A 20855-nucleotide genomic window follows, 5' to 3' on the forward strand; every position below is an offset into this window, starting at 1 on the left:
CCTCACCGCACCATCAGCACCGCATCCCCGGCGGGAACGAGTTCGCCGATCACCGGAGCCCCGGGGATCTCGCCGGCAACGAGCAGCCCGCCCGACGTCTGGGCGTCCGCGAGCAGCAGCAACTCGTCCTCGCTCACGGAGGCGTCCAGGTGCGGGCGGACCCAGTCGAGGTTGCGGCGGGTGCCGCCGCTGACGAAGCCGGCGGCGAGCGCGTCGCGGGCGCCGTCCAGGTACTCGACCGCGGCGGCATCGACGACGGCGGACACCCCGCTGGCGCGGGCCAGCTTGAACAGGTGCCCCAGCAGACCGAAGCCGGTCACGTCCGTCGCGCACGTGATCCCGGCCCCGACGGCGTCGCGGGAGGCTCGGTCGTTGAGCGTAGTCATCGCCGAGATCGCCTGCGGGAACACCTCTCCGGTGTTCTTGTGGCGGCTGTTGAGGACACCGATGCCCAGCGGCTTGGTCAGCGACAGCGGGATGCCGGCGCGTCCGGCGTCGTTGCGCATCAGGCGAGCCGGGTCGGCGGTTCCGGTCACCGCCATGCCGTACTTCGGTTCGGGGTCGTCGACGCTGTGCCCACCGGCCACGTGGCAGCCCGCGGCGGCAGCGACGTCCCGGCCGCCGCGCAGCACCTCCGCGGCCACCTCGTAGGGCAGCCGGTCGATCGGCCACACCAGCAGGTTGATCGCCACCACCGGAGTGCCGCCCATCGCGTATACGTCGGACAGGGCGTTGGCCGCGGCGATGCGCCCCCAGTCGTACGGGTCGTCGACGACGGGCGTGAAGAAGTCCGCCGTGCTGATCACCGCCAGGTCGCCGCGCACCTGCACGACGGCCGCGTCGTCACCGTTGTCGAGTCCCACGATCAGCGGGGCCGCGGGTTCGGCGACAGGCGCCGCGACCAGACCGGCCACCACCGACTCGAGCGCTCCCGGCGGGATCTTGCAGGCACATCCGCCGCCGTGCGCATATGAGGTCAGTCTGTCGGTGTGTTGTGCGGAACCCATGGAGGCAGCCTAAGGTCTTTCAGCGGAGGCGTATGGGCACCTGGTGGTCTCCGCGGTCTTCAAAACCGACGTGGCCGAGTATCTCGGTCAGGCGGGTTCGATTCCCGTCCGCCTCCGCCAAAGCCATGAGAAGTGAGGTACCGCGATAGCCGAGCAGCAGACCCGCGAGGCCGATCCGCGCCGGCGCGTCCCGTCCACCGACGCGGTGCTCCGGGACGAGCGGTTGCGCGAGGCGATCGACACGGTGGGCCGCGAGACCGTCAAAGCGGGGATCCGCGCCGCCCAGCAGCAGGTGCGGCAAGGTTTGCTGGCACCCGAGGGCGTCGTCGACGTCGTGCTCGACGGTCTGCCCGCCACGCCGGTGACGCTGACTCCCGTGCTCAACGCGACCGGAGTGCTGCTACACACCAACCTCGGCCGGGCGCCGCTGTCGACGGCCGCGGTCCGAGCGCTCGAACTGGCTGCGGGCACCAACGATGTCGAACTGGACCTGGTGTCGGGGCAGCGCGGCAAGCGCGGGCGCGGCGCGCTGGACGCCCTCCGGTCGGCGGTGCCCGATGCCGAGGACGTCCACATCGTCAACAACGGCGCGGCGGCGTTGGCGCTGGCCGCCACGGCTCTCGGCGGTGAACGCCGCAACATCGTCATCGCCCGCGGCGAGATGGTGGAGATCGGAGACGGGTTCCGGCTGCCGGACCTGCTGGAATCGACCGGCGCGCGACTGCGCGAGGTGGGCACCACCAACCGGGTGCACCTCGACGACTACGTGCGCGCGATAGACGCGGAGACGGCGTTCGTCCTGAAGGTGCATCCCTCGAACTTCCGGATCACCGGCTTCACGTCGAGCGTCGCGGTCCGCGACCTCGCGGGCCTCGACTGCCCGCTCGTGGTGGACATCGGCTCGGGACTGCTTGCGCGCCACCCGGTATTGCCCGACGAGCCGGACATGGCCTCGACGTTGCGGGCGGGTGCCGACCTCGTGACCGCGAGCGGTGACAAGCTTCTCGGTGGACCCCAGGCGGGGGTGATCGGCGGACGCGCGGAACTGGTGCACCGGCTGCGACGCCACCCGCTGGCGCGTGCGATGCGCGTGGACAAGCTGACGCTGGCCGCGTTCGAGGCGACCCTGCGCGGACCGCAAACACCCACCGCCGCAGCACTTTCCGCGGATGTCGCGGAGCTGCGACGGCGAGCCGAGACGATGGCGGACCGCCTGCGTAGCGCCGGCGTCGACGCGGTGGCCGCCGACTCGGCGGCCACGGTCGGTGGCGGCGGAGCGCCGGGGGTGGACCTGCCCAGCGCGGCGGTGAGTCTGCCCGCGGCGTACGCGGACCTGCTGCGCGCGGGTCGTCCGGCCGTGCTCGGCCGGGTGCTCGACGGCCGGTGTCTGCTCGATCTGCGAACCGTCCGCCCGTCCGCGGACGACGACCTGTATCGGGCGATCCTGGCGGCGCGGTGATGTTCGTCGTCGCGACCGCCGGGCACGTCGATCACGGCAAATCCACGCTGATCCGTGCGCTCACCGGCGAGGAACCGGACCGCTGGGCCGAGGAACGCCGCCGCGGTCTCACGATCGACCTGGGCTTCGCGTCCACGACGCTGCCGAACGGCCGGACCGTCGCCTTCGTCGACGTGCCGGGGCACCGACGGTTCGTGCCGAACATGCTCGCCGGCGTGGGCCCGGTGCCCGCGGTGTTGTTCGTCGTCGCCGCCGACGACGGCTGGATGCCGCAGTCCCAGGAGCACCTCGACGCGCTGACGGCGCTGGGCGTGCGGCACGGGGTGTTGGTGATCACCCGCAGCGACCTGCTGGACCCCGAACCGGCGGCCGAGGAGGCGCGGGCGGCGCTGGCGGGAACGTCGCTCGCGCACATCCCGACGGTGGCGGTGTCTGCCGTCACCGGCTCCGGGATGGGCGAATTGCGTTCGGCGCTGGAACGACTCGGGAACGATCTGCCCCCGGCGGACGTCGACGCCGACTTACGGTTGTGGGTCGACCGCTCGTTCACCATCGGTGGGGCGGGCACCGTGGTGACCGGCACCCTCGGAGCCGGCACCGTGCGGACCGGCGACACGCTGCTCGTGGGCGCGAACGGGCCCCGCGTGGTGGTGCGGGGCCTGCAGTCGCTCGGCCGGGACCGCGCGGAGGTGCCGGCCCCGGCCCGCGTGGCGGTGAACCTGCGCGGCGTCGCCAACTCCGACATCGCACGCGGCGACGCGCTGCTCACCCCCGACCGGTGGTACGAGACCGCCACGGTGGACGTGCACCTGACGGCGCCCGGAACGCTGCGGGAACACGTCGTCGTGCACTGCGGATCCGCCGCGATCGGCGCTCGCGTCCGACCGCTCACCGACGCGTTCGCCCGGTTGTCGCTCGAGCAGCCGCTGCCGCTGCGGATCGGTGACCGGATGATTCTGCGGGACCCGGACGCCGGGCACATCCCGTCGGGTGCGGTGGTACTCGATCCCGCGCCGCCCGAGCTTCGCCGCCGCGGCGATGCCCGTCGGCGCGCCGAGGTCCTGGCCGCGGCGGCCCCCGACGTCGGCTCGCAGTTGCGCCGACGTGGTTTCGCGCGGGCCCGCGATCTGCGGGCGTGGGGTGTCACCGGTGTTCCCGACACAGCGGGCCCCGGCGATTGGCTGCTCGACCCCGACACGGCACGTTCGGCGGCGGAGAGACTGGGGAAACTGGTCGACGAGCACGCTCGCACGCATCCGCTCGCGCCCGGCCTGCCCGGCGAGGCGGCGCGTCGAGCGCTCGCGTTGCCCGACCCGCAGCTGCTGGCCGCGGTGCTCGAACATGCGGACGCCCTCACGGTGGACGACGGCCGGATCGTGCGACGCGACGCCGAGGCCGGGCTTCCGGAACCCGTCGCGCAGGCGGCCGCCCGATTGCAGCAGCGGTGGGAGGACGAGCCCTTCGTCGCTCCCAGCGCGGGCGAGCTCGCCGAACTGGGGCTCGGGCACCGCGAACTCGCGGCCTGTGCCCGGGCGGGACTGGTCACTCCGCTCGGCGGGGGCGTCTGGCTCGGGGCCGGGGCGGTGGACGCCGCCGTCGAGGCGCTCCGGGAGCTACCGGAACCCTTCACGCCCAGCGAAGCCCGGACTCGTCTGGGAACCTCGCGCCGGGTGATTATGCCGCTGCTCGAGGTCCTCGCCCGCGAGGGGCGGACCCGCCGGACGGGGGAGGACGGTCACGTCGTGGCCTGAGCGGCACGCCGTTCCCGCTGCGGCACCACCGTGTACCGCGGATCGCGTGCCGAGGCCTGCCCGGCGTGGAAGACGGCGAAGCGCGTGCATGCCGATCCTGCGGTCAGCGCCAGGCCCGACAGTGCCGTCACCGCGCGGCTGCGTCGGCCGAGCAAGGCTCCCACCGCGCCGCCCGCGGTGAGGGCGGTCGCAGCGGAGTGCAGACGACCCGCGGTCCCGGTCCGCAGCGGTTCGGCTGTGATGCCCATGCTCCGCTGCATGATCTGCGACGCCGCCAGTTCGAGCGCCGCGCCCCCGACCGCGAGGCGCCGGGCCGGCCCGGACTCGGCGAGCGGTGCCGTCAGCAGGCCCGCCCCGCCCGCGGCCGCGGCCGCGCTGCCGACGAATACGAACGGCAACTCGCGCTTGGCCTCGTGCCAACTGGGCGTCGCGGTGTCGGTGAGCAACACGGCGGTGTACGACGCCACCGCGGGCGCGGTGACCGCGGCCAGGATCCCGGCGGGACGGGTCGCGAACGTCAGCAGCCGGCCCAGCGGTCCCCGCCGGATGGGGCGGGGGAGCAGATCCGCGAACTCGCCGACCGCGGCCAGGCCGTTGAACGGTCCGTACAGCGACAGGATCCACGTGCCCACACTCATCGGGGACGTCGGCTTGGCGACGCGGAGCATGTGATGGAACCGGGCCGGGCGGCCCAGGTCGTGGATCAGCGCGTACATGCTCGCCACGATGGCGCCGAGGGCGATCACCCGGGCGGAACGCCGTTGGTGCGGGCGCCCGGTCAGATCCGCCCCGGCGGCCAGCAGCGACGAGCCGCCGGCCAGCCCGCCGAGAAAGAGGTACGCGGGAATGTCCGCCTGCCACGGCGACGCCTTCACGATGGGGCGGCCGTAGTAGCTCTCGAACTTGGCGTCGGGCACCATCGCCTGCTCGCCGCGCCCGCGCCGTCCGCGGCGACGTGTCTGGGTACGGTCGGTCATCGGTGTCCCTTTCGACGGCCGGCGAACGCGACGACCGCGCCGCCGAGCAGCGTGGCAGCCGCGACCGCGGCCTGCCGCCACATCCCGGGCAGGTCCCGCGTGGTGACCACCGGGTCCGGGGGCAACCCGTACACCTCCGGCTCGTCCAGTAGCAGGAAGAACGCCCCGGTGCCGCCGACGCCGTCGCCCTCGTCGCGCCCGTACAGCTGGGCGGTCGACTCACCCGCGTCCTGCAGTTGCGCGAGCCGGCGGTCGGCGCGCTCGCGCAACTCGTCCAGATCGCCGAACTGGATCGAATCCGTGGGACACGCCTTCGCACACGCCGGTTCCATCCCGCCCGAGAGCCGGTCGTAACAGAGCGTGCACTTCTGTGCCAGGCCCACGGCCGGGTCCCCGGCGGGACCCTCGCGGCGGTCGATCACGCCGTACGGGCAGGCGGGAATGCAGTAGCCGCAGCCGTTGCAGATGTCGTTCTGAACCACGACGGTGCCGAACTCGGTCCGGAACAGCGCGCCGGTGGGACACACGTCCAGACATGCCGCGTGCGTGCAGTGCTTGCACACGTCCGACTCCATGAGCCAGCGGAAGTCCGTGCGTTCGGTGACGTCGGAGTCGGCGCCGGGCAACGACGTCCCCGGCATCCCCAGATCGACGGTCTCCCGCCGTCGCTCGGACGGCACCGGCTGTTCCACGAAGGCCACGTGCCGCCAGGTCGAGGCGCCGAGCGCCCCGGTGTTGTCGTACGACATCCCGGTCAGCTCGAGCCCGTCCTCGGGGACGGCGTTCCACTCCTTGCACGCGACCTCGCAGGCCTTGCACCCGATGCACACGCTGGTGTCGGTGAAGAAGCCCTTGCGGCTCGGCGGGTCGGTGTACCCCGCTTCCCGCGCGGGGTCGCCCGGGCCGAAGAACGCTCGACCCAGTTTCGACAGATTGTCCGACACGGTTACAGCTCCGTTCCTGTCTCGGGTGTCACGCCGGCGCGTCGCCGGTACTCGGCCACGTACTCCAGCAGCGCGGGACCCCGAGGCCGACGGCCCGGCTGGATGTCGCAGCTGGTGGCCTTGGTGGACGGGATGGACACGTTGGGGTCCAGCGCCTGCGGCAGCAGCTCGTTGGCGCCGTCACCGACGCTGATGCCGTTCCGTCCCCAGTGGTACGGCAACCCGATCTGGTGGAGCCGTCGACCGTCCACCACCAGCGGCTGCATCCGGTGGGTGACCAGGACGCGAGCCTCGATCGCCGTGCGGGCGGTGACGATCGTCGCCCACCCCCCGTTCTCGAGACCGCGCTCGGCCGCCAGCTCGGGGCTCACCTCGCAGAAGAACTCCGGCTGCAGTTCCGACAGGTACGGCAGCGTGCGGCTCATCCCGCCGGCCGTGTGGTGCTCGGTGAGGCGGTACGTGGTGAACATGTACGGGAACACCTCGCTGCCCGCCGCACCGTGAGCGGGGTTGTAGCGGTTGAACTTTCCCGGATGCGGCATCCGCGCAGGGTTGGACTGCTGCGGATAGAGCGGATTCGGCAGCGGCGACTCCGGTGGTTCGTAGTGCGTCGGCATCGGACCGTCCAGCAGGCCCACCGGCGCGTACAACCACGCCCGGCCGTCGTTCTGCATGATGAACGGTTCGGTGCCGTTGATCGCGTCCTCCGCCCTCGCCCCTTCCGGCGCCCGGTACGTCGGCGGCTTGTCGGCCTCGAAGTCCGGGACGTCGTGGCCCGTCCAGCGGCCGGCGCCGTCGTTCGCGTCCGGATCCCACCACACGAACGCCTTGCGTTCGCTCCACGGTTCACCGTCGGGATCCGCCGAGGCCCGGTTGTAGAGCACGCGCCGGTTCGCCGGCCATGCCCAACCCCAGTCCGGCGCCACCGGGCCCTGCTCGTGCCGGCTCCGGCGTCGATCGGCCTGATTGACGCCGTCGCCGTACACCCCGCAGTAGATCCAGCACCCGCACCGGGTCGATCCGTCCTCGCGCAACTGGGTGTACATCGACAGCGGCTGACCGTCGGGACCCGTGCCGTTGATCTCGGCCAGGACCGCGACCGCGTCGGGCTCGTCGGTGCCGGGCTCCATCGGGTAGTCCCACACGAGATCGAGCAGCGGCCGATCACGCTCGTCGGTGGAGTCCGCGAGCTTCTCCTTGAGGATGCGTCCGAGGTGGAAGTAGAACCACAGGTCGCTGCGGGCGTCGCCCGGCGGATCCAGCGCCTTGCGGTGCCACTGGAGCAGCCGCTGCGTGTTGGTGAAGCTGCCCTGCTTCTCGGCGTGGTTGGCGGCCGGGAAGAAGAAGACCTCGGTGCCGATGTCCTCGGTCCGCATCTCGCCGGTCTCGATCTCCGGCCCGTCCTTCCAGAACGTCGCGCTCTCGATCATCGCGAGGTCGCGCACCACCAGCCAGTCGAGATTCGCCAGGCCGGCCCGCTGCATGCGGGCGTTGGCCGTGCCCACCGCGGGGTTCTCGCCGACCAGGAAGTAGCCGCCCCCGCCCTCGTTGATCTGCCGTTCGACGGTGTCCGTCGAATCGTGCGTGCCGGTCAGGCGCGGCAGGTAGTCGAAGCAGAAGTCGTTCTCGGCCGTGGCCGCGTCACCCCACCACGACTTGAGCATGCTCACCGTGTACGCGCGCATGTTGCCCCAGAAGCCCTTCGCACCGGCGTTTTCGCCGACGAAGGTGTCCAGATCGATGTGCTTGTGCGCGTGCGGCATCGGGATGTACCCGGGCAGCAGGTTGTACAGCGTCGGGATGTCCGTCGACCCCTGGATGCTCGCGTGCCCGCGCAGCGCCATGATCCCGCCACCCGGCCGGCCGATGTTGCCGAGCAGGAGTTGGAGGATCGATGCCGTGCGGATGTACTGCACGCCGACGGTGTGCTGGGTCCAGCCCACCGCGTAGCAGAACGCCGACGTCCGGTCGCGGCCCGAGTTCTCGGTCAGCGCCCGGGCCACCTCGAGGAAGCTCTCGCGCGGAACACCGCACGCCTGCTCGACCATCTCGGGCGTGTACCGCTCGAAGTGCCGCTTGAGTACCTGGAAGACGCATCGCGGGTCCCGCAGCGAGTCGTCCCGCTGCGGCACCTCGTCCGCGCTTCCGGTGAGCGCTCCGCCGCTGCCCGACGCCTCGGTCTCCCCGGACTCGGCATCACGCGCACCGGCCGCTGGAGACTGCGACCCACCGTCCCGGTACTGCCAGCTGCTGGTGTCGTACTGCCGGCCCTCCACGTCGAACCCGGAGAACAGGCCCGCCAGATCCTCGGTGTCCCGGAAATCGTCGGAGACGATCATCGGCGCGTTCGTGTACGCCACGACGTAGTCGTGGAAGTACGCGTCGTGGGCCAGCACGTAGTTGATGAGCCCACCCAGGAACGCGATGTCCGAGCCGGCGCGGACCGGGACATGCAGATCCGCGACAGCGCTGGTGCGGGTGAACCGCGGATCCACGTGAATGACCTTGGCGCCCCGCAGCTTCGCTTCCATCACCCACTGGAAACCGACGGGGTGGCACTCCGCCATGTTGGAGCCCTGGATGATGATGCAGTCCGCGTTGACGAGGTCCTGCTGGTAGTTCGTGGCACCACCACGGCCGAACGAGGTTCCCAGACCGGGAACTGTGGAGGAGTGTCAAATACGGGCCTGATTCTCCACCTCGATCGCGCCGAGCGCGGTGTAGAGCTTCTTCATCAGGTAGTTCTCTTCGTTGTCCAGCGTCGCGCCGCCGAGGCTCGCGACACCGGACGTGCGCCGCACCCGTCGGCCCTCGTCGTCTTCCCACTGCCAGAACTGATCTCGCGACTCGAGCACCCGGTCGGCGACCATCTCCATGGCTGTGTCCAGGTCGATTTCTTCCCACTCGCTCGCATACGGGCGACGGTGCAGCACGGTGGTGACCCGGTCGGGGTTCGTCACGAGCTGCTTGCTGGCCGAGCCCTTGGGGCACAGACGCCCGCGCGAGATCGGGCTGTCCGGATCGCCCTCGATCTGGACGACCTTCTCGTCGCGGACGTAGATCTTCTGCCCGCAGCCGACGGCGCAGTACGGGCACACGCTCTTGACGACCCGATCGGCCGATTCGGTGCGGGGGGTGATCTCGAGAGAGCGGCGGGACTGGGCGGCCGCGCCGCGACCGAGCGGGTCGGTGCCGGTGATCTGCTGCCACACCGGCCAGCGCTGCGCGAAGTCACGAATACTCATCGGCTGCTCCCTGTCCGCTCCGTCGATCGAGTGGTCTCACCCATGCAACGTCACCAGGCGGGGATTCGCAACCGATGCGCAGGTCGGCCGTCAGTGCAGCCGGTTCTGCGCCGCCTCGAGTCCGAGCTGCAGCACCAGTTCGACGGCGTCCGCGGCTTCCTCGCAGACGAGATCGAGTTCCTTGCGTTCGACGGTGGAGAAGGGCTTGAGCACGTAGTCGGCGGGATCCTGTCGGCCCGGCGGGCGGCCGATGCCGACGCGGGTGCGCAGGTAGTCCTTGGTGCCGAGGGACTGCGAGATCGAGCGCAGGCCGTTGTGGCCGCCCTCGCCGCCGCCCTGCTTGAGCCGGATGGTGCCGAAGTCGAGGTCCAGTTCGTCGTGGATCACGACGATGTTCTCCGGCTTCACCGAGAAGAAGCGGGCCAGTCCGGACACCGCGCCACCCGACAGATTCATGTACGAGCGGGGCTTGGCGAGGATCACCTGCCGGCCGACGAGCCGGGTCTGCACGATCTCGGCGCCACTGCGCTTGTGGGCGCTGAACTTTCCGCCCACGCGGCCGGCGAGGACGTCGGCCACCATGAAACCGATGTTGTGGCGGGTCTTCTCGTACTGCGGTCCCGGGTTGCCCAGGCCGACGACCACTGCGGTGCCGTTGTCGTCACTCACTGCTCGGGAGTCCTTTCGATGCGACGGTGCTCATACGACAGTGCTCACAGAACAGCGGCGCGTCGAACCCGAACGGGATCGACGCGCCGCTGGATGTTCAGCGCGGAGCTGATCAGGCCTCGGCCTCGGCCTCGGTCTCCTCGCCGGCGGCGGGCTCGGCAGCCTGAGCGGCAACGACGTTCACGAGCAGCAGCTCGGCGTCGTCGGCCAGGGTAGCGCCCTTGGGCAGCGCAACCGCGCCGGCCAGGAACTGGGTGCCGACCTCGGCGCCCTCGACCGAGATCTCGACGGACTCGGGGATGTCCAGAGCGTCGACCTCGAGCTTGATCGTGGTGGTCTCCTCGGTGACCAGCGCACCCGGAGCGGCGGTGCCGGTGACGACGATCGGGACCTCGACGGCAACCTTCTCGCCCTTCTGGACGATCAGCAGGTCGGCGTGCTCGATGTGGCGACGGATCGGGTGGACGACGACCGACTTGGTCAGCGCCAGCTGATCCTTGCCGTCGATGTCCAGGTTGATGACGACGTTGGTGCCGTGCGCGCGCAGGATGGCGGCGAACTCGCGAGCCGGGAGGTTCAGGTGCTGCGGGTCGGTGCCGTGGCCGTACAGGACCGCGGGGACCTGGCCGTCGCGGCGGGCACGGCGGGCAGCGCCCTTGCCGAACTCGGAACGGACAGAGGCTACGAGCTTGTTGTCGTCAGACATGGTGAAACGGCTCCTACAACTCACGTGAGATATTCGTTGACGGTCGTTCGTCGCGACGAGGGGCGGACTGACACGAACGGCCGGAGCAAACTGCTCTATCGAAGCCGTGCCGCGTCGATCACGGTGATTCAGCGCGTTACGCGAATCGCCCTCGCCGAGACAACTCGATGCAGTCTACCGGATCGCTGTCCGGAACAGAATCGGGCCCGGTCTGCGCGAATGCGCCGACCGGGCCCGATGCGGATCGGGAAGGGTCAGGCCTTGGCGGCGCTGATGCCGGCGCGACGGCCGAAGAAGCTGCCGTCGCCGAGCGAGGTGCCCGACGCGTAGCCGCCGGCGCAGACGCCGGAGGTGCAGCGGCCGGCAGCGAACAAGCCGGGGATCGGTTCACCGGAGACGTGCAGCACCTCGGAGTCGGTGTTGGTGCGCAGGCCGCCGAGTGTGAAGCCCCCGGTCATGCCGCGCAGGTCGATCGCGGCCACGGGGGAGCCGATGGGCTTGACCCATTCCGTCTTCTTGCCGAACAGCGGATCCTCGCCGTTCTCGGCGTGGCGGTTGAAGACGTCGACGGTCGCCTGCAGGGCTCCTGCGGGCAGACCCATCTCGGCCTCGAGCTCCTCGACGGTCTCGGCGACCCACTTGGGCTGGTGACGCAGCTGCGGGCTCGACGTCGGGCGGGTCATGCCCTCCTCGTACGCGGCCTCGTCGATGATCAGGTACGCCTCGTTGTGGTTCTCGTACAGCGTGGCCTGGCCGACGCGGCCGGGGTAGGTGTCCTCGTTGATGTACCGCTGGCCGCGGCCGTTGACGAGGATGCCGCGGATGAACAGCTGCGGATCGCAGAAGAACGCGACCTCGGCCGCGTCCATGTGGGCGAGATCTGCACCGAGTGCCTGCGCCATGCGGATCGCGCGGCCGTCGTGCTCCTCGATCGAGGCGGCGGGCCGGTTGACCATCTTCGGCGCGAACGACTCGAGCATCTCGTTGTTGTAGGCGAAGCTGCCGGTCGCCAGGACGACACCCTTGCGGGCACGGACCGCGACGTCCTTGCCGTACTGCTTGGCGAGCAGGCCGACGACACGGCCGTCGGCGTCGACGATCAGCGTCTGCACGCGCATGTCGTACTCGGCGCGCACATTCAGCGCCTTGGCTGTATCCACGAGCGGCTTCATGAGCATGTAGCCGCCGCCCTTCTCGGTGCTGACGTGCTTGTCCTCCATCTGGGGGACGTGGCCGCGCGGTGCCGGCGGAATCGTCGCGTTGAAGGGGGCGGCGTTCTCGCCTCCGGTGTACTGCAGGCCGTCGTCACCCGGCGGCTCCCAGCCCGGCTCGCCCCAGAAGCTCATCTTGAACGGGACGCCGCACTCGTCGACCAGCCAGTGGTAGTGGTCGACGCTGCCCTCGCAGTACGCGTCGATCTTGGCCTCGTCGGTGCCCGGGCCGAGTGCAGCCTTCATGAAGGCCTTCATGCTGTCGACGGTGTCCTCGAACCCGCACGCCTTCTGCAGCGGCGTGCCACCACCCATGTAGATGAAACCGCCGGCCATCGCCGCGGCGCCGCCCCAGCCGCCGGTGCGCTCGAGCACCAGGACGTCGGCACCGTTCTGTGCTGCGCCGACCGCAGCAGATGCACCGGCGACGCCGAATCCGGCGACGACGACATCGGCCTCGTAGGCCCAATCGGTGATGTGATCTGCGGAAATCGGTCGGATCGGTGTGGCCTCGGCCATAAGGTTGTCCTCTCACAAGCGCAAACAAAGATGTGACACAGATCATTTACACGCGTCAAAACTGTTGCGTCACACAGTTCCCGCCCAGCGGGAACGAACTTCGCGGTTTGTGAGGTCGGCGCAGGTCGGCGGTGCGGCAATCCTGTCGGGGATTGCCGCACCGCCGCGGGGCTGTCGAGATCAGCCGTTCGAGTCCCCGGCGTCGCCTCCGGTCCCGCCGTCGGTGCCGTCGCCCGGCGCCGTCCCTTCCCCGGGCGGGGTGTCTTCGGGGGTCTTCTCCGGATTCTCCGTCCCGTCCTCCGGGCCCTCCTTCTCCGGATCCCCGACTGCGGGGGCCTCCGGTGCGGCGGGCGCGTCGCCCCCGCCGGGTGCGGGTGCGGGCGCCGGCGCCGCGGGGGCCGGCGCCTGGACGTTGCCACCGCCGGCGTTGTCACCGCCCGCGGTGCCCGGCGCCGGACGGTTGCCCCCACCCGTTCCCGCGCCGGAACCAGCAGATGCGTCGGCGTCGCCGGGCGGGCTGGTCGGTGCCGTCGTGGTACTCGGTGCGGTCGTCGTCGAGGACGGCGCGGTGGTTGTCGTCTCGGCCGTTGTGTCGCCGTCGTCGTTGCATCCCGCCAGCAACAGCGCCGACGCGATGACGCCCGCCCCGAGAACGGCAGCCTTGATACGTCGCATTACTCTATTCCTCCCCATTGATCGGTACATGCCGGACAAACAGATACCAGTCGGTTGGTAGGCAGTAAGTGAGCTTTGCGAATCAGTTGTCCGAATTGTTACTCGAGGGTCAGCTGGGAAACGGCGTCGACGAACCGCGACAGATCGCTGTCGGAGACGAAGTAGTGCGGCGAGGCGCGCACCACGGCATCGAGCCCGCGCGCACTCATGTCGAGCAGAGTCGACGACCGTCCACTCACGGTCACCGTTATCCCCTTGTCCGCCAGCGCGTCTCGAATGCCCGACGGCTCCCGGCCGTCGACCGTGAACGTCACGATTCCGCAGCGGTCGGTGCCGAGATCGTGGACCTGCACGCCCGGCAAGGCGTCCAGCTCGTTCCGAATCCGTTCGGCGCCGGCCGCGATCGCACGCGCCGCATAGTCGATCCCGAGGCTCAGCAGGTAGTCGACTGCAACGCCCAGCCCCAGTCGAGCAGCCACATCGCATTCCCACAGCTCGAAGCGCGACGCATCCGCGGCGGGCAGGTACTCGTCGGGCGACAACCACTGCGCCCCTTGCAGATCCATCGCCAGGGGCTTCAGTTCGCGGGCGAGGGCGCCCCGTAGATACAGGAATCCGGTGCCGCGCGGTCCCCGCAACCATTTGCGTCCGGTGGCGGAGAGTGCGTCGACACCGAGCGCGCCGACGTCGATGGGGAGCTGGCCCACCGATTGGCAGGCGTCGAGGAGGACCAGCGCGCCGTGCCGGTGCGCGAGGTCGACAACCTCGCGCACCGGGTTGATCAGGCCGCCGTTGGTGGGGACGTGAACGAGCGACACCAGCGCGACGCGGTCGTCGAGCATCCGAGCGAGGGCGTCCAGGTCGATCCGGCCGCTCGGGTCACTGGGGACGACCTCGACCGACGCGCCCGTCTCCTTCGCGCGATGCAGGGCAGTGATCGCGTTGCTCGCGTACTCCACCTGAGACAGCAACACTCGATCGCCAGGCCCCAACGGGATCGACGTGAAGAAGTCGCACCACGCCCGGGTCGCGCTGTCCACGAGCGCGATCTCCACCGGTGAGGCGCCGATCAGGCGTGCGATCGAATCCCGCACGGCGGCGAGGTCGTCCGCACGTTCGGCGGCCGCGACGTACCCGCCCACCTCGGCCTCGCGCCGAAGATGTTCGATCACGGTCGCGAGCACCGGCTGAGGGGGCAGTGACGATCCGGCGCTGTCGAGAAACACTCTTTCCAGACAACCCGGAGTGTCGAGCCGGAGGCGTTCGAGATCGAGCATCGGCTATTCCTCCCGATCGGTAGCCACGACAGGGAGTGAGCTCTACCCTCGAGAAGGACGCTCGACCGCTCCCGAGGGGAGGATTGCATGGTTGTCGCAGTCGAGTCCACCGGTTTCACCTCGCGCCCGGCTGCCGAGTCCTACGTCGGCGGCGTCTGCTTCAAGCTGGGTCCGCCGAGGCTCATCGGTGCCGAACTCGAATGGCTCACCCACCACGCCCGATCCTCGCCCGACCGTCCCGACCTCGCCTCCATCGCCGCAGCTCTCGGGCCGCACGCCCCGAAATCTGTGGCTCCCGATTCTCCCGCCCGCCCACTTCCCGCGGGCAGTCTCGTCACCGTCGAACCCGGCGGTCAGATCGAACTCTCCAGCGCACCCCACGACAGTGCCGTCGCCCTCTGTGCCGCCCTGGCCGCCGACGAGGGCACCCTGCGCGCGCTGCTCGCTCGACGTTCCATCACCGCACACGCCCACGCCGCCGATTCGCGGCGCACCGCGCGGCGTCTGCTCGAACTGCCTCGTTACCGGGCGATGGAGGAGCGATTCGAGGAGATCGGCCCGTTCGGGAAGCTGATGATGTGCAACACCGCCGCGGTTCAGGTGAGCGTCGATGCCGGAGCGGACGTCGCCGATGTCGCCCGCCGCTGGAACCTGCTGCAGGCGGTCGGCCCAGCGCTGATCGCAGCGTTCGCGTGCTCGCCCCGGTTGCGGGGTGTGCCGCCGGGGGAGTGGGCATCGCAACGGATGCGGACGTGGTTCGAGCTCGATCGGTCCCGCACGATCGGTCCACCCGAGTCGGCGGGGTTCTCGGCCGATCCGATCGCCGACTACGCGCGCTGGGTGCTCGACGTCCCCCTGCTCTGCGTGCGCCGCGACGGACCGTGTTGGGCCGCGCCGCCGGGTGCGACGTTCGCGGACTGGGTCGACGGTGCGCTCGACGACGAGATAGGTCGCCGTCCCACCCCTGCCGATCTCGACTATCACCTGACGACGGTGTTCCCCGCGGTGCGGGCGGTCGGCCACCTGGAGGTGCGTTACTTCGACACCCAGCCGGGCGACCAGTGGCGGCAGCCGATCGCCACGCTCGAGGCGTTGCTGGCATCGGGTGAGGCCGTGGATGCGGCCACCGCGATAGCCGCGAATACTCGGGGGCGTTGGATCGACGCGGCGCGGTACGGGCTCGCGGACGGTGAACTGCGCCGTGCTGCGGTGCAATTGACGGAACTGGCGGCCGACCTCGCGTCGGATCGCAACCTGGCCGCGGGGCTGGGGGCCGCGTCGGCGCGATGTCGGCGCGCCGAGAATCCGATGGGGGAGCGTTCGTGACCGGTCTTCGCGAGCAGTTGGAATCCGCGCTACTGAGAGCCCGGCATCGCAGCCACACCCTCACGGATTGCGTCGACGACTCGGATCTGATCGCCCAGCATTCGCCGTTGATGAGCCCGCTCGTCTGGGATCTCGCGCACATCGGCAACCAGGAGGAACTCTGGTTGATCCGCGATGTGGGTGGGCGGGACCCGGTCCGCCGCGACATCGACGAACTGTACGACGCCTTCAAACACGCCCGGTCCACCCGCCCGACCCTCCCGCTCCTCGGCCCGGACGAAGCCCGGAAGTACGTCGGTGAGGTCCGGGACAAGACGTGGGACGTGCTGGATGCGAGCAGGTTCCGGGGACGTCGACTCGAGCACGACGGGTTCGCCTTCGCGATGATCGCGCAGCACGAACAGCAACACGACGAGACCATGCTCGCCACCCATCAGTTGCGGAAGGGGCAGGCGGTGCTCACCGCGCCGGATGTCCCGAGGGCCGCCGCACCGATCGCCGATCGTGAGACCGTGATTCCGGCAGGCGAATTCACGATGGGAACGTCGGACGACCCCTGGGCACTCGATAACGAGCGGCCCGCGCACCGCGTGCACGTTCCGGAGTTCGCCATCGACACGGTGCCGGTCAGCAATGCGGAGTACGCGGAGTTCATCGACGACGGCGGATACCGGCGCCGGGAACTGTGGAGTGAACGGGGCTGGCAGCACAATCGCGAATCGGGTCTCGAGGCGCCGCAGTTCTGGACCGGTGACGGCAGCGGTCGATGGTGGCGGCACCGGTTCGGGGTGCTCGAACCCGTGCCCGCAGACGAGCCCGTCATGCACGTGTGCTGGTTCGAGGCCGACGCCTACGCGCGGTGGGCCGGCAAGCGGTTGCCCACCGAGTCGGAATGGGAGAAGGCCGCGCGGTGGCATCCCGCGAGTGGACGGTCCCGGCGTTTCCCCTGGGGCGACGAGGAACCCGACCGCACCCGGGCGAATCTGGGGCAACGTCATCTGGCCCCGGCCCCGGTGGGATCGTATCCGGCCGGTCGGTCCCCTGTCGGGGTGCTCCAGCTGATAGGGGACGTCTGGGAGTGGACGTCGTCGCGCTTCACCGGGTACCCCGGATTCACCGCCTTCCCGTACCGCGAGTACTCGGAGGTGTTCTTCGGCGGCGACTACCGCGTGCTGCGGGGCGGATCGTTCGGCACCGACCCCGTGGCCTGCCGCGGGACGTTCCGCAACTGGGATCACCCGATCCGCCGGCAGATCTTCGCGGGATTCCGCTGCGCCAGGGACGTGTGATGTGCCGGCACCTGGGCTATCTCGGGCCCACCCGGTCGGTGCGCGAGGTGATCGCGGCGGGAGAGTTCTCCCTGCTGCGGCAGTCGTGGTCGCCGCGGGACATGCGTGGCGGTGGGACCATCAACGCCGACGGTTACGGCGCCGCCTGGTGGGGTTCGACGCTGTCTCGGTATCGGTGCGCGATGCCGATCTGGTCGGATCCTGCTCTACCCGAGATGCTCTCGACGGTTCGTTCGCACGCGGTGATGGCCGCCGTCCGCTCCGCCACCGTCGGAATGCCCGTCGAACGCAGTGCGTGCGCGCCTTTCGTCTCGGGGCACTGGGCGTTCAGCCACAACGGTCGTATCGAGCAGTGGCCCGACTCGATGACGGGGCTTGCGGCCGGCCTGCCGGTCTCGGAACTGCTGAGACTCGAGGCGCCCACCGACTCGGTGTTCCTGTGGGCGCTGGTTCGGCACGCACTGCGCGACAACAGCCCGGAGGTCGCTCTGATGCAGGTGACGTCCGCGGTCGCGGAGGCGGCGCCGGGGTCGCGGCTGAACATGCTGCTCGGCGACGGACGCCAACTGTGGGCGACCACCTGGGATCACTCGCTGTCGGCGCTGGTGGACGACGACCGGGCGGTCCTCAGTTCCGAACCTTTCGACCACAACCACCTGTGGCGGGAGATCCCGGACGGGCACATCGTCACCGCCCGGCCGGGGCACCTGATCGTCACGCCCCTGTGAACACCCCTGTGAGCGCCCTGTGAGTTGACCGAGAACACCCACGGAGATCGGAGAGGTATGCGAGCACCGACCCTGGAAGTACACATCACGCCCGAGCAGTTGAACGCAGCACTACGGGCCGACGCCGAGCGTGGGCTCACCGCAACCCCCAAGTGGCTGCCACCGAAGTGGTTCTACGACGCGCGCGGCAGCGAACTGTTCGAGCGGATCACGAGGCTTCCGGAGTACTACCCGACGCGGACCGAGCGGGCGCTGCTCGAGGAGCACGCCCGCGAGATCGCCGCCGTCGTCATGCCTCAGATCCTCGTGGAACTCGGATCGGGCTCCTCCGACAAGACGCGGCTCCTCCTACACGAGCTGGGCGCCCGGGGAACGCTGGAGAAGTATGTGCCGCAGGACGTGTCGGAGAGCGCGCTACGGGACGCCACCCGCCGGATCGCCGCGGAGTTCCCGGAGATCGACGTGCACGGCGTGGTGGGTGATTTCACGCAGTCGCTGCAGCATCTGCCCAGCGGTGGCAGCCGGATGGTCGCCTTCCTGGGCGGCACACTCGGCAACCTCGTTCCCGACGAGCGGCAGCAGTTCCTCGCGGAGATCGCCGGTGTTCTCGAATCCGGCGAGCACCTCCTGCTCGGCGTCGCACTCGTGACCGATCCGCGCGTACTGGTCCCCGCCTACGACGACGCCGCCGGTGTCACAGCGCAGTTCGACCTCAATGTGCTGTCGGTGTTGAACAAACAATTGGGCGCCGACTTCGACCTGGACCGCTTCCGCCATGTCGCAGTGTGGAATCCCGTCGACGAGTGGATCGAGATGCGTCTCGAGGCGACCGCCGACATGACGGTGCACGTGGCCGACCTGGGGCTGGCGGTGCGGTTCGCGGCGGGGGAGCAGATGCGTACCGAGATCTCGGCCAAGTTCCGGCTGAGCGGCATCAGCGCGGAACTCGTCGCCGCGGGCTTCGAGGACATCCGGACGTGGACGGACGCCGATCAGCGCTTCGCTCTCGTGTGTGCGCGGCGCCGCTGACGGTGCGGGGCGTCTAGAGGGTCAGCTGCAGGTACGTCATGTCCAGCCAGCGGCCGAACTTGCGTCCCACCTCCGGCATCTGCGCCACGATGCGGAAACCGAACCGTTCGTGCAGGGCGATGGACGTCGTGTTGGACGATTCGACGCTGGCGACGATCACGTGGATCCCGCCGGCGCGGGCCCGCTCGATCAACGCGGTCATGAGCGCGGTCGCGATGCCCCGCCGATGGTGATCGACGTGGACGTACACCGAGTTCTCGACTGTGTATCGGTAGCCGCTCTTGGCCCGCCACACCCCGTACGAGGCGTACCCCGCGACTGCTCCGTCGACGTCGGCGACGAGCACCGGGAAGCCGTTGGCCCGACGATCGTCGAGCCAACGGCGCCGCTCGTCCAGATCGGCGAGTGTCTCGTCCCAGATCGCCGTCGAGTTGGCGATCGCCTCGTTGTGGATCTCGAGGATTCCGGGCAGGTCACCAGTGGTGGCGTCGCGGATCAGCATGGTCGAGAGAGCCTTACGCCCCTGCGCTGCGGCGCGCCTTCTCCAACGCCGCGAGCGTGCGCAGGATGGTGGCCTTCTGCCCGTTGAGGTCGTTGAGGCGAGCACGGGCCGCGAGGCCCTGAGCGGCCTCGGCCAGCGCGATCTGCGAATCGACCTTGGTGAGCTGATCGAGCAGACCGGTGACCCGCTGCTCGAGCGCCGCGACATCGATCTTCTTCGCAGGAGCGACGGCAGCGGTGGGTGTCGGCGCCGGTGCCGACGTCGTACGCGGGCGCGCAGCGGACGCCTTGCGGGCCGGAGCGGATTCCGCCTCGAAGGCCTTGACGATCCGAGCGGCCTTGGGGCGCATCGACTTGCGGACGAGGGCCGGGTCCGGGGGCTCGGGCAGGCGGATCTGGTTGAGGGCGGCACGCGCATCGCGGGCGCCCACGCGCCACTCGCGCTCCTCCTCGTCGTCGGACTGGAGGGTGCCGCCGATCGGACGCAGGCCGTACATGCCCATGAACTTGCGGGCCTCGTCGATCACGGTCTCGTGCTCGCGGCACACACCGCACCGGGGCTCGTTGCGGAACTCCTCGATCGAATCATCGCTTCCGCACCACACGCACGACCCGGGAGTCCAACGGCGAACCGGCTGAGGATTCGGAACAACAGAGGCGGCGGCGGGGTTTTGCAGGGTCTGCGCGTCGATCACGAGGAGCCAGAATAGGGCACCCGTTCGCGTCCGGCTACACCGAGGTCCAATCTTCTCCGCGGGCGTGACCAAACTCATGTTCGGTCGCCCTCGACGTCGGCAAAGGCTTGTGGCACACGAGTTCTCCGCTCCCGTGAGATCTACCGGAGGTGTCAGCCGTGAGCGCCGAAGACGTCGGTGAACCACTCCACGAGAGGCCGCATCGAAGCCCACGCCGAGCGGATCCGGTCGGCCGCCTCGGGTGTGCCCAGCCAGTCGGGGCAGCCGTAGTTCAGTCCGGCCGTGAGCGACCGGTGCCGCATCAGTTCGATGCGCGGATGACCCGGGGAGACGCCACGCGGACGGGTGGCCAGACGGTCGCCGCCGATCTCGAATCCCGCCTTCTCGATCTTGCGGACCAACCGCTCGAGCGTGCGTCCGTGCCGGTCGTCGTCGACCGCCGCGCGGTAGCGCGCGAGTTGCTCGGGGGTGTGTGAGTAGTGCCCACCGGCGACGAACAGGCCCGAGGCGTCGATCTGGACGTAGAAGCCGACGCCGGGACAGGACTCGACGAAGCCGCCCTGGTGGGTCTTGTAGGGGGACTTGTCCTTCGAGAAACGGACGTCACGATACGGCCGGAAGGCCTTACCCGGACCGAACTCGGGTTCCAGCACGGACAGTAGTTCGACCATGGGGGCGCGAACGTCCGTGTCGTAGACGGACTTGTGGGACGTCCACCAGGCCTTGCTGTTGTCGGCCTCGAGGTCCTCGTAGAAGTCCAGTGCGGTCGTCGAAAATCCGGTGAACACACTTGGAAAGACTACGCCCGTGCCCGGGCCGCGAATCGCGGACCGGGCACGGGCACGGG

18 protein-coding genes and 1 tRNA gene are annotated in these 20855 nt (G+C 69.8%); 7 read left to right on the plus strand and 12 right to left on the minus strand.

Going from position 1 to position 20855, the window contains the following annotated elements; translation table 11 throughout:
- Positions 1–2 precede the first annotated feature (2 nt).
- Entirely contained in the window at positions 3–1007 is a 1005-nt protein-coding gene (gene selD, locus C7H75_RS07085; RefSeq protein ID WP_106851150.1) for a selenide, water dikinase SelD, read from the minus strand.
- A 24-nt stretch (positions 1008–1031) separates the two neighbouring features.
- Here selD and C7H75_RS07090 point away from each other — a divergent pair.
- The 3 genes from C7H75_RS07090 to selB all read left to right on the plus strand — a co-directional run bounded on the left by C7H75_RS07090 (position 1032) and on the right by selB (position 4217).
- Positions 1032–1127, plus strand: a tRNA-Sec gene (locus C7H75_RS07090).
- An 85-nt stretch (positions 1128–1212) separates the two neighbouring features.
- Positions 1213–2466 (plus strand): L-seryl-tRNA(Sec) selenium transferase, encoded by a 1254-nt coding sequence (gene selA / locus C7H75_RS07095; protein ID WP_022594652.1) that lies wholly within the window; start codon positions 1213–1215, stop codon positions 2464–2466.
- Positions 2466–4217, plus strand: a complete 1752-nt coding sequence (gene selB / locus C7H75_RS07100; RefSeq protein WP_217451369.1) for a selenocysteine-specific translation elongation factor — start codon at positions 2466–2468, stop codon at positions 4215–4217. The genes selA and selB overlap by 1 nt, the downstream gene beginning before the upstream one ends.
- On the opposite strand, the gene nrfD is transcribed toward selB, so the two are convergent.
- The 8 genes from nrfD to C7H75_RS07145 all read right to left on the minus strand — a co-directional run bounded on the left by nrfD (position 4202) and on the right by C7H75_RS07145 (position 14440).
- Positions 4202–5194: an NrfD/PsrC family molybdoenzyme membrane anchor subunit gene (gene nrfD, locus C7H75_RS07105; RefSeq protein WP_022594655.1), complete on the minus strand. Its 993-nt coding sequence runs from the start codon at positions 5192–5194 to the stop codon at positions 4202–4204. The two genes, selB and nrfD, sit on opposite strands and share 16 nt — an antisense overlap.
- Positions 5191–6138 carry a 4Fe-4S dicluster domain-containing protein gene (locus tag C7H75_RS07110; RefSeq protein ID WP_069856127.1) on the minus strand — a complete coding sequence of 316 codons (948 nt, stop codon included), beginning with the start codon at positions 6136–6138 and terminating at the stop codon, positions 5191–5193. The genes nrfD and C7H75_RS07110 overlap by 4 nt, the downstream gene beginning before the upstream one ends.
- A gap of 2 nt (positions 6139–6140) precedes the next feature.
- Positions 6141–9383 (minus strand): formate dehydrogenase, encoded by a 3243-nt coding sequence (gene fdh, locus C7H75_RS07115; RefSeq protein ID WP_175280024.1) that lies wholly within the window; start codon positions 9381–9383, stop codon positions 6141–6143.
- A gap of 90 nt (positions 9384–9473) precedes the next feature.
- The gene (pth, locus tag C7H75_RS07125; RefSeq protein WP_013415249.1) at positions 9474–10052 is read right to left on the minus strand and encodes an aminoacyl-tRNA hydrolase; all 579 of its coding nucleotides are present in this window, start codon (positions 10050–10052) and stop codon (positions 9474–9476) included.
- A gap of 112 nt (positions 10053–10164) precedes the next feature.
- A complete protein-coding gene (locus C7H75_RS07130; protein WP_005514712.1) occupies positions 10165–10758 on the minus strand; it encodes a 50S ribosomal protein L25/general stress protein Ctc in 594 nt (197 codons plus the stop codon).
- 254 nt (positions 10759–11012) lie between these two features.
- On the minus strand, positions 11013–12488 hold the full coding sequence (locus C7H75_RS07135) for an FAD-dependent oxidoreductase (RefSeq protein WP_005514711.1): 1476 nt from the start codon (positions 12486–12488) through the stop codon (positions 11013–11015).
- Positions 12489–12668: 180 nt separating this feature from the next.
- Positions 12669–13163 carry a hypothetical protein gene (locus C7H75_RS07140; RefSeq protein WP_106851153.1) on the minus strand — a complete coding sequence of 165 codons (495 nt, stop codon included), beginning with the start codon at positions 13161–13163 and terminating at the stop codon, positions 12669–12671.
- A 98-nt stretch (positions 13164–13261) separates the two neighbouring features.
- Positions 13262–14440 carry an aminotransferase class V-fold PLP-dependent enzyme gene (locus C7H75_RS07145; protein WP_106851154.1) on the minus strand — a complete coding sequence of 393 codons (1179 nt, stop codon included), beginning with the start codon at positions 14438–14440 and terminating at the stop codon, positions 13262–13264.
- An 87-nt stretch (positions 14441–14527) separates the two neighbouring features.
- Between C7H75_RS07145 and egtA the strand changes: the two genes are divergently transcribed.
- From egtA to egtD, 4 genes are read left to right on the plus strand one after another with little or no spacing between them, the layout of a single operon-like run.
- Positions 14528–15766 carry an ergothioneine biosynthesis glutamate--cysteine ligase EgtA gene (egtA, locus tag C7H75_RS07150; protein ID WP_022594680.1) on the plus strand — a complete coding sequence of 413 codons (1239 nt, stop codon included), beginning with the start codon at positions 14528–14530 and terminating at the stop codon, positions 15764–15766.
- Complete coding sequence (gene egtB, locus C7H75_RS07155; protein WP_106851155.1) at positions 15727–17055, plus strand: ergothioneine biosynthesis protein EgtB; 1329 nt, start codon at positions 15727–15729, stop codon at positions 17053–17055. The genes egtA and egtB overlap by 40 nt, the downstream gene beginning before the upstream one ends.
- Entirely contained in the window at positions 17055–17783 is a 729-nt protein-coding gene (gene egtC / locus C7H75_RS07160) for an ergothioneine biosynthesis protein EgtC (RefSeq protein ID WP_005514700.1), read from the plus strand. The genes egtB and egtC overlap by 1 nt, the downstream gene beginning before the upstream one ends.
- 57 nt (positions 17784–17840) lie before the next feature.
- A complete protein-coding gene (gene egtD, locus C7H75_RS07165; protein WP_037084491.1) occupies positions 17841–18812 on the plus strand; it encodes an L-histidine N(alpha)-methyltransferase in 972 nt (323 codons plus the stop codon).
- 13 nt (positions 18813–18825) lie between these two features.
- Here the strand turns inward: egtD and C7H75_RS07170 are convergent, their stop codons facing one another.
- The 3 genes from C7H75_RS07170 to C7H75_RS07180 all read right to left on the minus strand — a co-directional run bounded on the left by C7H75_RS07170 (position 18826) and on the right by C7H75_RS07180 (position 20796).
- On the minus strand, positions 18826–19314 hold the full coding sequence (locus C7H75_RS07170) for a GNAT family N-acetyltransferase (protein ID WP_064058933.1): 489 nt from the start codon (positions 19312–19314) through the stop codon (positions 18826–18828).
- Positions 19315–19327: 13 nt separating this feature from the next.
- Complete coding sequence (locus tag C7H75_RS07175) at positions 19328–19861, minus strand: hypothetical protein (RefSeq protein WP_306256193.1); 534 nt, start codon at positions 19859–19861, stop codon at positions 19328–19330.
- A 299-nt stretch (positions 19862–20160) separates the two neighbouring features.
- Complete coding sequence (locus C7H75_RS07180; protein ID WP_064058934.1) at positions 20161–20796, minus strand: DUF2461 domain-containing protein; 636 nt, start codon at positions 20794–20796, stop codon at positions 20161–20163.
- Positions 20797–20855 lie beyond the last annotated feature (59 nt).

The organism is Rhodococcus (subgen. Prescottella) equi, from assembly GCF_003013675.1.
GTDB lineage: Bacteria > Actinomycetota > Actinomycetes > Mycobacteriales > Mycobacteriaceae > Prescottella > Prescottella equi.